Here is a 14592-nt window from a genome sequence, read left to right as displayed (position 1 = left end):
GTAACAGAATTTTATGAAAAGCAGGTTTCATTTCTTTGTCATTTTAACGATAAGAAAAGATACAAAAGAAGCTATTTTATGTTGAATCCTATTTTAGGGTTAAGGATTCAAATTGTCTACCTTTTATCGTTCGCTAGCAGAAAACCCTTCCGTATTTTATACGAAAGGGTTTTTTTAATTAGTCTTCGTCTTTCACATCAATGTCTTCAGGTAACGGCTCATTCATAAGATCTTCAACAAGCTGCTTATATTTTTCAAGTTGCTCTAAATGTGTGTTAAACTGCTCTTTATTAATGAGAAACTGCTCGCCATCATGAATCGCCCGAATCTGCTTATGGTGGATGAGGTTTTCAACTTGTGCAGCTGGAATTTCTAGAAATTCAGCTGCTTCTTCTACTGTTAAGTACATCCTCTATCTCCCTCCTCTCTCATTTATCTATTTTATGGAAAAACCACCTTCTACAAAGTAAAAGGTGGTGCAAAAGATGTTTCTTATTTGAAAACGTCATTCGCAATATTAATTACGTGACGAATTTTATCCCATTGCTGCTCTTCTGTCAAAATATTTCCCTCTTCTGTTGAAGCAAATCCACATTGAGGACTTAAACAAATTTGATCAAGACCCACGTACTGTGCTGCTTCTTGCAAACGTCCTTTCACTTTTTCAGGATCCTCAAGCTCACCAAATTTAGATGTGATTAGTCCTAAAACAAGTTGTAAATCATCACGTTTTACATGTTTTAATGGTTCAAATCCTCCTGAACGTGCATCATCAAATTCAAGGAAAAGTCCATCAACCTTCAATTCTCCGAAGATGTATTCTGAAGCGTTATCATATCCACCGCTTGCTACATATGTTGATCTAAAGTTTCCACGGCAAATATGCATTGTAATAACCATGTCTTCCGGTTTATTCTCAATTGACTCATTAATAGCTCTTGTAAACAGTTTAGCAAGCTCTTTTGGTTCATAGCCACGCTGTTCAATTTGCTCTTGTCCTTGTTCAGAGAAGAAAACAGCCCATGCTGTATCATCCAGCTGTAAATAGCGGCACCCTGCATCATAAAAAGCTTGAATTGCTTTTTGATATGCTTTGATTACATCATCAAAAAAGGCATTTTGATCACTATATACTTCTTCTGAAATGTTCCCTCTAAAGAAAAGCATATTTGGACTTGGAATTGTAAACTTCGCAACATGATCACCAGCAAGGTTATGTAAGAACTTGTAATCCTCAATCATTGGATGTCCATCAAAATCTACTTTATCAATAACTTTAATTCCATGAGCTTTTGTCTGAATTCCATTGAATTGAATACCTTGCTCTGTCTCATAAAGGTCAACACCTACAAGCTCAGATAGGAAGTCAAAGTGCCACCAAGCACGTCTAAATTCACCATCTGTTACCGCCTGTAACCCAACTTCTTTTTGTTTTTGAACAAGACGCGTAATTTCCTCATCCTCGATAGCTCTCAGTTGTGCTGCTGTAATTTCACCATTTTGTTTCTGTAAACGAGCTTCTTTCAATCGTTTCGGACGTAAGAAACTTCCAACATGATCTGCTTTAAATGGTCCTTTAACTGTTGTTGTTGTCAATTGAGTGCATCCCCTTTTTTAAAATATTGTTTCTATTATAACGAAAAAGAAGCTCAGACTACAGAAATTTTTTTAATGATTTGTTTTTTCTAATTATTTTTAATGTAAAGTAAATATTTTTACATAAAAAAATAGCGGAGAATAATCTCCGCCATTTTTTCTATTAGAAGCTTTTTGCTAGTTCTTTTGCACGAGCAATACCGTCTTCTTTAATTTGTTCTGCTTTATTTGGTTCTGCATTATGCCCTTCAATGAATAAACCATCAAATGATGGAACACCAAAGAAGTTCATCATAATGCCAATATAACGATGACCCATTTCTAAATCCGCTGCTGGGCCTTCAGAATAGTAGCCACCACGCGCTTGGATATGAAGGGCTTTTTTGTCTGTTAGTAAGCCAACAGGACCTTGCTCTGTATATTTGAATGATTTCCCTGCCACAGCTACAGAATCTAAGTATGCTTTCATCACTGGTGGGAATGAGAAGTTCCATAGTGGTGTAACAAATACATATTTATCAGCTGAAATGAACTGTTCGTTTAGCTCTGCAAGACGAGCTACTTTACTTTGCTCTTCTTTAGAAAGTTGATCAAATTCACTTCCTGATTGAAGTTTGCCCCATCCGCTGAAAATGTCAGCATCAATGTGTGGAATGTTTTCTTTATACAAGTCAATATGAACAATTTCATCACTTGGATTTTGCTCTTTATAAGCCGTCACAAATGCTTGACCTGCCGCCATGCTGTAAGACGTTTTTTCATCATGTGGATGTGCTGTAATATACAATACTTTTGCCATAATTTTTCGCTCCTTTTTATTAAATCCCTTTATATAATGACCTTGATAATGGCTACTTATACAGAGTATAAGCTGTTATTATAGATGTCTATTTTAGTGAGCCATATAATTTATTATCATCATTATGTGTTCATTATATGTCCTTAATATCTTTAAGTCAATTATTTTTAATTCAAGATAATTTATTTAAAGATATATCCATAAGAAACTTACCCTTTCTTGCAGGTTATACAAGAAAATATGCTTTTTATCTTTAGAAAAGTAATCCAAGTTACTTTTTTAGAATAAACTTTGCAATTTTCTTCTCTATTGTCTTTCTTTATTCATTAAGCAAGCTGTTCCGCTATACAAGCAAAGTTGATTACTACGTTTTTTGTAATCCATTGGAAAAAGAACGTAGTAATCGCTTTTTTACAGCTCTTGCGAGAAAACTGAATCATTCCATTGAAGAAAATATAAGTGAGAAAGCTTAAAAAAAGAGAACTATCTTGTCATAGTTCTCTTTTTCTTTTCTATTTAGCTTTTAAATACATCTACAAAAGAGATGTGATGACCTTCAACTTCTCGAATTTTAAACGTATATCCTTCAAATTGAATTTCGGCACCTTTTTCAGCTTCAAAGTTTTGTGTAAGGAACCATCCTCCAATTGTATCAACTTCATCGTATTCTAAGTTTAGATTCAGTAAATTGTTTACATCACTAATCAGAACTTTGGAATTCAGAATATAGTGATCATCTGCTATTTTTCGTACTTCAGGTATTTCTTCTTCATCAAATTCATCTCTAATTTCTCCGACGATTTCTTCGACAATATCTTCAATTGTTACTAATCCCGAAGTACCGCCATATTCATCAATAAGAATAGCCATATGCATACGTTCTTTCTGCATCTTAATCATTAATGCATGAATAGGAATTGTCTCAATCACTTGAATGACGGGATTAATAAAGTCGCTAAGATTTGCTTTTTCATTATCTTCACATAGTGTAGACGTTAATACTTCTTTAATGTTAATAACGCCTACGATATTGTCTTTATCTCCATTTACAATCGGATAACGAGTGAATTTTTCTACTTTTAAAGTCTCCATTGTCTCTTTAAGAGAATCATCAATCGATAATGTAACCATCTCTGTTCTAGGAACCATAATTTCTTTAGCAATTCTCTCATCAAATTCAAAAATATTATTTACATATTTCAATTCATTTTTATTGATTTCACCACTTTTATAGCTTTCTGAAAGCAATAAGCGCAGTTCTTCTTCAGAGTGAGCCATTTCATGTTCAGAAGCTGGTTTTAAACCAAACAATCCAACAATTACTCGTGCTGATCCATTTAGTAACCAAATAAATGGGAACATGATGCGGTAGAACAAGATAATTGGTTTGGCAAGAGTTAACGTAATCAACTCTGCTTTTTGAATTGCGACTGTCTTAGGAGCTAGTTCTCCAATAACAACGTGGAGATAGGTCATAAGAGCAAAAGCAATACCAAAAGATAGAATTGTAGTTGTAGCTTCATTAAGATTTAATGCTTCAAATAAAGGATGCAATACACGTTCAATGGTTGGTTCTCCTAACCAACCTAGCCCCATTGCTGTAACAGTAATTCCTAACTGACAGGCTGAAAGGTATTCATCAAGGTGAGTCGTAACTTTCTTAGCCGCAATGGCTCCCCTTTTCCCTTCAGCAACAAGCTGATCAATTTTCGACGTCCTGACTTTAACGATTGCAAATTCTGTTGCTACGAAAAATGCTGTAAGTCCAATTAAAATAGCAACGAGTATAAAATTAACAGTAATGTTATCCAAATTAAAACCTTACGAATGTAAGGTTTACACCTCCTAAATAATTGTTATTCTTCTTCTTGACCTTGGAAAAAAATCATTACAAATTTCGCCAATTCAAAAACCGCCATTAATGTTGCAGCAACATATGTAAGAGCTGCTGCATTCAATACTTTCTTTACTCCACGTTCTTCATCACTATAAAGAATTCCTTGACTTAACATTAAGTTTCTTGCTCTTTTACTCGCATCAAATTCGACGGGCAATGTAATCAATTGAAATGCTACTGCAGCAGAGAAGAATAAAATTCCTACTCCGATTAACGAAAGCTGCTGTAAAAGCATTCCTCCTAAAAACATAAATGGAGCGATACCTGAAGCTAAGTTTGCTAGCGGAAAAATCTTATGTCTTACTACAAGAGCCTTGTATGACTGTTGATGTTGAATAGCGTGCCCTACTTCGTGAGAAGCTACAGAAACAGACGCAATAGAACATCCGTAATATACTTCTTCTGATAATCTGATTACTCGATTCATTGGATCATAATGATCAGATAGCTTTCCAGGTACAACTTCTATTGAAACATCATGTAATCCATTATCATCTAAAATTTTACGTGCCACTTCTGCACCTGACATTCTTGTCTTAGTTGATACTTCAGCCCATTTATTAAAATTACCTTTCACTCTAAATTGAGCCCAAATCGAGATGCCCAATGCAATAAAAATAAAAATATCCATAGGATGGAAAAGCATTTAAATGTATCCCCTCTATCTTTTAATGTAGCAATAACAAGAGTGATTGAATCAAAGAAAAACTTTCTTTAGATAACCCTTTTTTCAACAAGTCTCGAGCATCTTTATCACCTTTTTGATCCAACACTTGGTTTAGTTCTTTTTCTAAACCTTTCATTTTCAATCTCAGTTCTAATATATCGATTTCCTCGGCTTCTTTCTCTTGAAGAGATTTTTTTATCTCTTCTAAAGTCTGATTTCTCTTTTTACATTTTTCAATGTATTCGATTTTCTCAATACATGAGCGATCATAGAAACGATAATTAGAAGGAGAACGTTCTGCTTCTAACAAACCCATATTTGTATAATAATCAATGGTTCTCTTTGTGAGCCCTGTTAGCTTAGCAAGCTCACCGATTTTTAGTTTCTCAGCCCCAATTGAGACACCCCCCAAACTGTCACGTTATGGTTTGATATCAATCATATGATTTAACCTTTTCTTTAACAACTGTTTTCATCATATGTTCACAAATATTTCATAAAGAAGAAGCCTGTCCAAGAAAAAAGGTCCAGATTCTTTGTGAGCCAAGCAATCTGCACCATCTTAATTTTTTTGAACTTTTATATTAGGTACATGAAAAGGACACGTTGTGTATATCTAAAAATAAAAAACTAGATCTAGGAATAATTCTCTTTCTTTACTCTCTAAACTCATTTAACCTTTCGTAAGTTTCAAGCAGAAAATCATAAAACAAAGATTCAGTTGGCAGTAGTTTGCGTTGTGTTGGGTAAATAACGCCGACTGTTCTCGTGAGATTCGCATCTGATATTGGAATCATAACGGTAGACCGAGGTGTATTATCTATCAGTGTCATCTCTGGCATTAATGCTACACCTAGCCCTGCAGAGACTAATCCTTTTAATGCATCAATATCTTTCCCTTCAAATGCAATTTGTGGTGAAAATCCTGCATCATTACATCCTTCAACAACTTGTTTGCGAAATATAAACTCTTCAGGAAGGACACAGAATGGGTCATCTTTTAACTCCCTTAATCTAATTGACTTTCGATCAGATAACGGATGATGAATAGGAATGAGAGCAACTATATTTTCTGTGAATAAAGTAGCCCCTTTAATTTTCTTCTCTTTTTCCTGGTCAGGCATTGGTGCAATCATGGCCAAATTAAATTCACCAGTTATAACACCATCTATTAGATCATAATAAAGGGCATTACTCATTTGAAATTTAGCTTCTGGGTACCGAGTGCGAAAAGAAGAAATGATCGATGGTAATGTATGAGCAGCCATACTAATTGGGAACGCAATTCGAACGATTCCTCTTTCAGGATTTAAATGTTCTTCTACTTCTCTCTTTGCATCCTCCATCATATTCCATACCTGTTTCATCCGTTCAAAAAAAATTTTACCTAAAGGAGTTAACTTCACCCTTCTTCCCTCACGTATAAAAAGTTTGACACCTAATTCATTTTCTAAATTAAAAATTTGTCTGCTAACAGAGGATTGAGCAACATGTAAGATATCTGCTGCTTCTGTTACATGTTCCCTCTTTGCAACCTCTAGGAAATATTGAATTTGCCTTGTCTCCATTGTTAGTCACTCCATCTTAATGCGTTTAACGCATTGATTTCATCGGAAATTAGTATTGAAACTATTAATTATAAAATTATAGAATGAAAACACATTTAAGAAAAGAAATTTTCCCAATTTTAAAATATTTAGGGGTTGAACATTTATGAAAGTAATGGAAACAGGAGAAGAGAATCAAACAAGGATTGTGAAAGACTTTGTGAATCGTTTATTCAACAGTGTACAAATACACAATCCAAATGAATGGGAGTTTCAACAGGCTGTTAAAGAAGTACTTGATTCTTTAATACCTGTTTTGGAGAAAAATCCACTATATATTAACCAAGCCGTACTAGAAAGAATGATTGAACCTGAGCGAATGATTACTTTTAGAGTTCCATGGGTGGATGATAAAGGGAACGTAAAAGTAAATCGTGGATATCGCGTTCAATTTAGTAGTGCTATTGGGCCTTATAAAGGTGGGCTAAGATTTCACCCTTCTGTTAATGCAAGCATTATAAAATTCCTCGGCTTTGAACAAATCTTCAAAAACTCATTAACAGGCCAGCCAATAGGCGGTGGAAAAGGCGGTTCTGACTTTGATCCAAAAGGTAAATCTGATCTAGAGATTATGCGCTTTTGTCAGAGCTTTATGACAGAACTTAGTAGACATATTGGTCCAGATGTTGATGTTCCCGCTGGAGATATAGGAGTAGGAGCTAAAGAGATTGGTTATATGTTCGGGCAGTATAAAAAAATAAAAGGGGCTTATGAAGCAGGTGTCCTAACAGGAAAAGGTATTGGTTATGGAGGAAGCTTAGGCCGAAAAGAAGCAACAGGATATGGGACGGTATATTTTGTAGAGGAAATGCTTAAAGATCAAGGATTAGGTTTTAAAGACAGTACAGTTGTTGTATCTGGCTCAGGAAATGTTTCCATTTATGCAATGGAAAAGGCAATACAGTTTGGCGCAAAAGTAGTAGCATGCAGCGATTCAAGCGGATATATTTACGATCAAAATGGAATTAATTTAGATACTGTTAAACAATTAAAAGAAGTAAAAAATGCAAGAATTTCTGAATATATTAAAGAACATCAGGATGCTATATATCAGGAAGGATGTTCAGGTATTTGGACAATTCCATGTGATATTGCCTTACCATGTGCAACACAAAATGAGTTAAGTCAAGAAGCAGCAACAATGTTAGTTTCAAATGGAGTTAAGGCCGTTGGTGAAGGAGCAAACATGCCTTCTACCCAAGAAGCCGTCAATACTTTTATCGCTCATAATGTTTTATTTGCTCCAGCCAAAGCAGCAAATGCAGGCGGGGTCGCAGTCTCTGCACTAGAAATGGCACAAAACAGTTCAAGACTAGCTTGGACACTAGAAGAAGTAGATATGAAATTACAAGGCATCATGAAAGATATTTACAGTAAGAGTATGAAAGCCTCAAAAGATTATGATGCACCAGGAAACCTTGTTGTTGGTGCTAATATTGCCGGATTCTTAAAAGTTGCTGAGGCAATGATCGACCAAGGAATTATATAAAAGATACGACCTATGTATAATTATAAGCAAAAAACGATACAGTACTATACAATAACGAAAGGTCACTAATTAGTGGCCTTTTGTTATTGTAAGTTAAAAAGATTGTTGAAGTATGTATTTAATACAAAAGAAAGGTTTATTGTTTGAATAAAGTGCTAAATAGATGATCCAATGAAAAGTTAATATGTTTTTTTGTAAGAGAGACTTTCCTTTAGAAATTGATAGATATAAGAGAAGAAGATTATGAAGACATCATATTTTCCTCAAATCAAGATTTCTATATTCATGACCTATCTATCATATACACTAAAAAAATAAACTAGGGAAAAAAGGCCTTTAAATATGAGATAAGAATAATAAAATATCTTTCAACACCTTGAGAAAGGCATGTATATCTTCCCTCAAACCTGAATAGTATGAAAATGAATTTGATTTTCAGTATTAGGGGGAATAAGGATGGTTAATGGATTTGTAGAGAAATCTTTAGATGAAATTCGTTTTTGGTCAAGAATCATGAAGGAGCATTCTTTATTTCTTAGGTTAGGTTTTAGAGCAGAAGATACTCAATTAATTCAAGAAGCAAACCAATTTTATCATCTATTTGAACAAATAGAACAAAGAGCATATTCATTTACGAATCAAATAGATCCTATACAAATGAAAAGGTTCAATTCAGAAGTTCAACAAGCAGCAACAGGAATATTTGCTTTTAAAAGAAAAATCTTAGGTTTAATCTTAAATTGTCAAATGCCAGGCGCAAACAACTTTCCTCTTTTAGTTGATCATATTAGCAGAGAAGCTAACTATTTTAGAAAACGATTAATTGAGCTAAATGAAGGAAAATTAAAGCCTCTTGCTGATGCTATCATTAAAGAAAATGTATTCTTTCTAAGAATTATGGCTGATCATGCCAAATTTATAGGCCATCTCCTTGATCCTTCAGAAAGAAAACTAGTAGATATGGCCAGAAATTTCAGTAATGACTTTGATCAGTTAGTTTTTCAAGCCAAAGATTTAGAATCTATGAAACCACAGTCCCAAACCGTTCCCCTTCTTGATCAATTTCTTGATGAAAACCGAGTTTCCGTAACCTCTCTTCGTGATTTCAAGAAAACTGCGAGAGAGCTCATTGAAGAGTGCAGAATTAAAAGTATTATCCATCCACTTCTAGCAGATCATACTTTTCGTGAAGCTGAAAGATTTCTACATATTATTGATATGTTTGAAGCAAAATTAAAAAAGCAAAATAGTTGAAGTTCTCTATCAGAGTAGTCAAAGTCCAATATAGAACAGCTATTACAAGATGTAGTGCCTCTATATTAAGAAGACTAATTTTTTGATTCTACTATATATACAATTTGTCACCTATATTGGCTAATAGTAATAAATAAAAGATAATTTTATTCACTACTTGAGAATAACGTCCATGTTCTTTGAATACATCAAATAAAGATATAAAGGTTAATCCTACATTTTTAAGTAATTCAAATCTTTTCATAAAACTCCATTCTTCTTTTGGATAACAAAATACGGTTCGTTCTTAATCAAAAAGGCACTTTCTCCTTAGTAAGGAGAAAGTGCCTTTTTACTTTTGCTAATTTACTATTACATATTTAAAACTTAAAAACTACCCATAAAAGAAATTAAATATGTAATCCTTCTCTAATCGATTTCAACGTAAGTTCATTTGACCATTCAGGACGGTCAGGGTAAGCAAATACGGCATTTGTTACAATTCCATCAAATTTCATTTCTCTTAGTTTTCGATATAAGGCCTCAAAATTGATTTCTCCTTCACCAGGATTTAAATGCTGATGAATGGTTACATTTGCATCTGGTGGATTGACGATATAGCGTAATCCAAATGCTGCTTTATGATTCAGAGTATCGGCAATCAGAACATGTGCAAGCAAGTCACCTGCTTCATCAAGATGTTGCTCAACATCACCAATACCATCATCATAGAAGAAAGCATGAGGGACAGAATAAACAAGCTTAATCCAGTCTTTATCTAAAGCTCGAATCATACGAATAGCTTCTGTATTTAACTCAATAAAGTCATTCGGATGAGATTGAAGATTTAAGTTAATTCCTTCTCTTTCAAAAACAGGCATAAGTTCTTCCATTGATTTTACAAAAGCAGCTTCACTTTCAACAGGACGACTTTTGTCTCCACTAAATTCACTGTTCATTAGATCCACACCTAATTCAGATGTGATTTCGATGCATCTCTTCCAGTTCCGAACCGCCGCTTGGCGCTCTTCCTCATTTGGAGAAGACCATTGTTGAACAGGCAGAACAGATGAGATTTTAACACCCGCATCACTGCAATAGCGTTTTAAATCTTTGATTAACGCCTTGTCCACTTTTGGATACTCATAAAACCAAATAAAATCTTTACGTGGAGATAATTCTACATATTCATATCCTAATCTTGCAACCGTATCAATCGTATCTTTTAAATTTGTATTGTCACGATAATGTGATGGATCATAAGCTAAACGCAATGTAAATTTCCCCTTTCCCTTATAAGCTCAAAGCATACTCATGTACACTATGGCTTTATTCATGTTTTTTACTATCAAACTATTTTGCTATAAACGCTTATTTATTCTAAATATAGTAGCAGTTGTACTTCCTACTATTAGATTTTTTCTACAACAATTAAATTTTTATTATAAAATTCAGGGCGTTCCTCTAAAGAAATTGGCACAATATTTCCTGACTCTTTCGCTTCTAAACAAGCATCTGAAGTAACAGCAGCAACGTAACCGTCCCAAGCTGTTGGCCCATTTACTTCTCCTTTAAGCGTTGAATTAATCCAATCTTGAAGTTCTGTATCGTAAGAATCAATGAAACGGTCTTTCCAATCTACTAAGATTTCTGTAGACAACTTTGCTTCACTTCTTAAAACAACGCTTGAAGGTTCAGGTAAATTTGCGATGCCTGTTTCCCCTACAACTTGACATTGAATATCATATCCGTACTGGCAGTTCACAAAAATCTCAGCATTAATTCGGATACCTTGTTTTGTTTCTAATAAAACGATGAGTGGATCTTGCAGGTGTTCTAATGCATTACTTGTTTTTCTAGGGGCAACGATTTGAACAGATACATAATCGTCATTTAGTAACCAACGCAATACATCAATTTCATGAATAAATGTATCAACGATTGCCATATCTCCTGTATATGTGTCAGGAACTGTAGGGTTTCTATGTGCGCAGTGAACAATTAATGGTTCTCCAATTTTTCCACTTTCAATTACATTTTTTAATGCACGATATCCTGTATCGTAACGACGCATATAGCCAACTTGTACTAAAGATTTACCTGTAGCAATCTCTGCTTCCACAATTTTCTTACAACCTTCAGCAGTAATAGCAAGAGGTTTTTCACAAAAGACTGGTTTTCCAACTTCAATAGCTGCTAATACAAACTCTTCATGTGTAGGTCCCCAAGAAGTAACTACAATCGCCTCTACATCATCTGCCTTAATCAATTCATGGCCATCGTCATAAATTTTTGCATCAAGGTTTTGAGTTTCTACAATTGCCTTTGCTTGTTCTTTATTAACATCAGTAACAGCAACGATCTTCCCACCTGATAATTTGTTTGTAATTCTTCGAATGTGATCTTGTCCAATTGCTCCTGTACCAATAACCCCTATTTTTAAAACCATTCTATATGGCCTCCTTTAGTTTCATAGCTATTTAATAAACCCTCTAAAAAATCCTAAAAATATATTTCTTGGTTCTTAAAAGCTCCAGAAACAGGAGCTTTTAAGCCTGAAGTTGTTGGGAAATCGGATTCTCTATCCTATAAAGAAAATGATTCTTTTCCTTCATAACTGTAATGTTTTGAGACAGCCTTAATCGTTGTATCTTTTGCTGTCTTAATTGCTTGTTCAGCATCTAATTTATAATATTCAGGGCGGAATAATTCCACAGATACGGCATCATCATAGCCCTTCTCTTTTAAGATGGAGAAGATGCCATCTAAATCAATAGCCCCTAATCCAGGCCAAACTCTATCTTCATCTGTTAAGAAACCAATAGGAAAATCTTCTGTATCATCAATGTGAACAATAAAGATTTTATTAATGTCTGCTTTTCTGAAGTCTTCTAAGTTTGATCCCATTGCATGGAAGTGAAAGCAATCAAACACTAATCCTACGTTGTCACGATTAACTGTTTGCACAATATCATAAGCTTGATCAAATGTATTTACTGTACATTGCGGATGACCGACAAATTCGACTGCTATTTTAACGCCAAATGGCTCAGCCATTTTTGATAGTTCATTTAATACTTTTACACAACTATCTTTAATTTCATCTTTTAATATTTTTTGTTCTGTTACTAATGGAACAGCTACAATGTACTGAGCACCGATCTTTTGAGCTGTTTCCAACATACCTTTAAATTCCTCAATAATCCTCTTATACTCTTCTTCAGTTCGATTATTGAAAAATACTAACGCATTAAGAGCTAATGGTTTAATATGATTTGTCTTAAAAAAGGTTGCTAAATCATCGATTGAATGGTTCTCCAAGTATTCCGGTAATTTATCCATTGTGCGAATTTCAATATAATCGTATCCATGCTTATTGCAGTACTCTAAGTCTTTCATAAGATTAGAATTTTCTAATGTTGTTGCTTCGTTAAAACATAATTTCATGTTAATCCTCTCCATTTCCTATCCGATTGTTTTATTGTTATTTAAGACTTTGGAACTTCCACCGCTATAGCTACGGAAGCTTTGTTCTAACTGTTCAAGTGTAAGCCCTTTCGTTTCTGGCAAACATTTTGCAACAAACGTTATGGCTCCTATTCCTAAAACTACAAAAACAAAGAATGTTGAAGATAAACCAATACTGTCTAGTAATACTGGGAATGTTAATCCGACAAGGAAGTTAACTCCCCACAAACAAAATACAGTAACGCCCATCCCTAATCCCCTTAACCTTAAAGGAAATATTTCTGAAAGCATAAGCCATGTTACAGGAGAGATGGCTCCTTGCTGGAATGCAAGAAACGTAATTGTTAATGCTAAAACAATATATGGAAGAATTTCTGAACCCTCGAGTGTAATAGAGAATATCGCAATAAGTAACAATGTTACTGTTGTACCGGCTAGACCAGTTATAAGCATCGGCCTGCGTCCTACTTTGCCAAGTAACCAAATTCCTACAAATGTAGCTACAACAGATACAATTCCATTTCCAATGTTCCCAATAAGAGCTGCCTCGGTTTGGAAACCCGCATCTTGCAAAATTTTAGTACCGTAATACATAATCGAGTTCACGCCTGTAATTTGTTGCACAACAGCAATCCCAATTCCAAGAAAAACTACTCGGCGCACCCATGGCACTGTTAAATCTTTAAACGTTGCTTTATCCATTTTTGATTCTTGAACGTAAGCGTTCTCAATTTCTTGCAATTCAGAATTTGCTTGTTTCTTTTCGCGTATTTTCTGAAGAACTTGCAAAGCATCTTCTTTCTTTCCTTTTGATACGAGCCAACGTGGACTCTCAGGTACTTTAAGCATACCGAAGAATAGAAAAAGAGCCGGAATTGCAGCAATAGGTAACATATAGCGCCAAACATGTGGGTGCTCTCCTAGCACATTTCCGATAACTGCATTAAAAGTAAAAGCTAAAAGTTGTCCTGTCACAATCATCAATTCATTTTGAGTAACCATTTTCCCGCGACTTTCAGCAGGAGACATCTCAGCTAAATATGTTGGTACTGTTACAGATGCTCCCCCTACAGCAAGTCCTAGCAAGAAACGAAAAATAACCATAATTATAGCGTTTGGAGATAAAGCACACCCAATTGTAGAGACAAAAAATAATACTGCTAGATATAAAATCGTTTTACGACGTCCATTATAATCTGATAATCTACCACCAAATACAGCTCCAAATGCGGCTCCAAAGAGGAGAGCACTTGTTACAAGACCTTGTGTAAAAGAGTTAAGGTTTAACTGATCAGCTCTCGACATGTATGGTAATGCTCCATTGATAACCCCTGTATCATATCCAAAAAGGAGTCCACCAAATGTAGAGATCAGGATAATTGTGCGCAAAAATGAATGTTGCTTCCCTTGTTTATCCATGATAATTCTCCTTAAGTATTAAGTTACCTTGATCAACTTAGCTTGTAATAAAACTTCTGCGTTTTATTACAACCCAATAAATGAAATCGATTTCAAATTTCAGTCTTTTTATCCTCACTTTCAATCGTTTTTTACGGTGTGTGAGATAAGTGACAGATAACAAGCAGACTAAAAGCGCTTTCAATTTCTATAAAAGTTTAGAATTCTGTGCGCCTGTTTCATCCCTCTTTCATTACCTAAACCGTCTCTCATTTCTATATTTTTATCCCCTTGTGTATAATTATTGCTGTTATAAACTCATTCTATTAAACTGTGAATAAAAGGTCATTAAAGAAAATTGCTCACTTCTTTAGAAAAATTGCTATTCTCTTTAACATTATTGCTTTTTTCTTCTTTATTTAATAATATTGCTAATAA

General features: G+C 34.5%; 13 protein-coding genes. 2 read left to right on the top strand and 11 right to left on the bottom strand.

Annotated elements, in window-relative coordinates; genetic code table 11:
- Positions 1-178: 178 nt before the first annotated feature.
- The 7 genes from BM012_RS18480 to BM012_RS18450 form a co-directional block, all read right to left on the bottom strand.
- Positions 179-409 carry an excisionase family DNA-binding protein gene (locus tag BM012_RS18480; RefSeq protein WP_061802382.1) on the bottom strand — a complete coding sequence of 77 codons (231 nt, stop codon included), beginning with the start codon at positions 407-409 and terminating at the stop codon, positions 179-181.
- Between the two features lie 83 nt (positions 410-492).
- The gene (locus tag BM012_RS18475; protein WP_061802381.1) at positions 493-1596 is read right to left on the bottom strand and encodes a 5-methyltetrahydropteroyltriglutamate--homocysteine S-methyltransferase; all 1104 of its coding nucleotides are present in this window, start codon (positions 1594-1596) and stop codon (positions 493-495) included.
- Between the two features lie 163 nt (positions 1597-1759).
- Complete coding sequence (locus BM012_RS18470; protein WP_040060743.1) at positions 1760-2395, bottom strand: FMN-dependent NADH-azoreductase; 636 nt, start codon at positions 2393-2395, stop codon at positions 1760-1762.
- Between the two features lie 516 nt (positions 2396-2911).
- Entirely contained in the window at positions 2912-4207 is a 1296-nt protein-coding gene (locus tag BM012_RS18465; protein ID WP_082802472.1) for a hemolysin family protein, read from the bottom strand.
- A gap of 44 nt (positions 4208-4251) precedes the next feature.
- Complete coding sequence (locus BM012_RS18460) at positions 4252-4938, bottom strand: zinc metallopeptidase (RefSeq protein ID WP_061802379.1); 687 nt, start codon at positions 4936-4938, stop codon at positions 4252-4254.
- A gap of 22 nt (positions 4939-4960) precedes the next feature.
- The gene (locus BM012_RS18455) at positions 4961-5371 is read right to left on the bottom strand and encodes a MerR family transcriptional regulator (RefSeq protein ID WP_225985323.1); all 411 of its coding nucleotides are present in this window, start codon (positions 5369-5371) and stop codon (positions 4961-4963) included.
- Positions 5372-5615: 244 nt separating this feature from the next.
- Positions 5616-6527, bottom strand: coding sequence for a glutamate biosynthesis transcriptional regulator GltC (locus BM012_RS18450; protein WP_061802378.1), 912 nt, complete (start codon positions 6525-6527; stop codon positions 5616-5618).
- A gap of 145 nt (positions 6528-6672) precedes the next feature.
- On the opposite strand from BM012_RS18450, the gene gdhA reads away from it, so the two are divergent.
- Both gdhA and BM012_RS18440 read left to right on the top strand, forming a co-directional pair.
- Entirely contained in the window at positions 6673-8055 is a 1383-nt protein-coding gene (gene gdhA, locus BM012_RS18445; protein ID WP_061802377.1) for an NADP-specific glutamate dehydrogenase, read from the top strand.
- A gap of 456 nt (positions 8056-8511) precedes the next feature.
- Positions 8512-9309 (top strand): DUF2935 domain-containing protein, encoded by a 798-nt coding sequence (locus tag BM012_RS18440; RefSeq protein WP_061802376.1) that lies wholly within the window; start codon positions 8512-8514, stop codon positions 9307-9309.
- 389 nt (positions 9310-9698) lie between these two features.
- Here the strand turns inward: BM012_RS18440 and BM012_RS18435 are convergent, their stop codons facing one another.
- The 4 genes from BM012_RS18435 to BM012_RS18420 form a co-directional block, all read right to left on the bottom strand.
- Positions 9699-10562, bottom strand: coding sequence for a sugar phosphate isomerase/epimerase family protein (locus BM012_RS18435; RefSeq protein ID WP_061802375.1), 864 nt, complete (start codon positions 10560-10562; stop codon positions 9699-9701).
- Between the two features lie 137 nt (positions 10563-10699).
- Entirely contained in the window at positions 10700-11737 is a 1038-nt protein-coding gene (locus BM012_RS18430; protein ID WP_061802374.1) for a bifunctional inositol 2-dehydrogenase/D-chiro-inositol 1-dehydrogenase, read from the bottom strand.
- A 137-nt stretch (positions 11738-11874) separates the two neighbouring features.
- Positions 11875-12735 carry a 2-keto-myo-inositol isomerase gene (gene iolI / locus BM012_RS18425; RefSeq protein WP_061802373.1) on the bottom strand — a complete coding sequence of 287 codons (861 nt, stop codon included), beginning with the start codon at positions 12733-12735 and terminating at the stop codon, positions 11875-11877.
- Between the two features lie 18 nt (positions 12736-12753).
- A complete protein-coding gene (locus BM012_RS18420; protein WP_061802372.1) occupies positions 12754-14175 on the bottom strand; it encodes a sugar porter family MFS transporter in 1422 nt (473 codons plus the stop codon).
- Positions 14176-14592: the final 417 nt, after the last annotated feature.

It is taken from the genome of Priestia endophytica DSM 13796 (genome assembly GCF_900115845.1).
Lineage (GTDB): Bacteria > Bacillota > Bacilli > Bacillales > Bacillaceae_H > Bacillus_I > Bacillus_I endophytica.
The sequence above is the reverse complement of the archived record's forward strand: the minus strand, read 5'-3'. Positions and strand labels throughout refer to the sequence as shown.

What these genes read in the sequence shown, in the direction of transcription:
- BM012_RS18480 (WP_061802382.1), bottom strand. Translation starts at nt 409, where the DNA reads ATGTACTTAACAGTAGAAGAAGCAGCTGAATTTCTAGAAATTCCAGCT.
- BM012_RS18470 (WP_040060743.1), bottom strand. Translation starts at nt 2,395, where the DNA reads ATGGCAAAAGTATTGTATATTACAGCACATCCACATGATGAAAAAACG.
- BM012_RS18430 (WP_061802374.1), bottom strand. Translation starts at nt 11,737, where the DNA reads ATGGTTTTAAAAATAGGGGTTATTGGTACAGGAGCAATTGGACAAGAT.
- BM012_RS18450 (WP_061802378.1), bottom strand. Translation starts at nt 6,527, where the DNA reads ATGGAGACAAGGCAAATTCAATATTTCCTAGAGGTTGCAAAGAGGGAA.
- BM012_RS18440 (WP_061802376.1), top strand. Translation starts at nt 8,512, where the DNA reads ATGGTTAATGGATTTGTAGAGAAATCTTTAGATGAAATTCGTTTTTGG.
- gdhA (WP_061802377.1), top strand. Translation starts at nt 6,673, where the DNA reads ATGAAAGTAATGGAAACAGGAGAAGAGAATCAAACAAGGATTGTGAAA.
- iolI (WP_061802373.1), bottom strand. Translation starts at nt 12,735, where the DNA reads ATGAAATTATGTTTTAACGAAGCAACAACATTAGAAAATTCTAATCTT.
- BM012_RS18420 (WP_061802372.1), bottom strand. Translation starts at nt 14,175, where the DNA reads ATGGATAAACAAGGGAAGCAACATTCATTTTTGCGCACAATTATCCTG.
- BM012_RS18460 (WP_061802379.1), bottom strand. Translation starts at nt 4,938, where the DNA reads ATGCTTTTCCATCCTATGGATATTTTTATTTTTATTGCATTGGGCATC.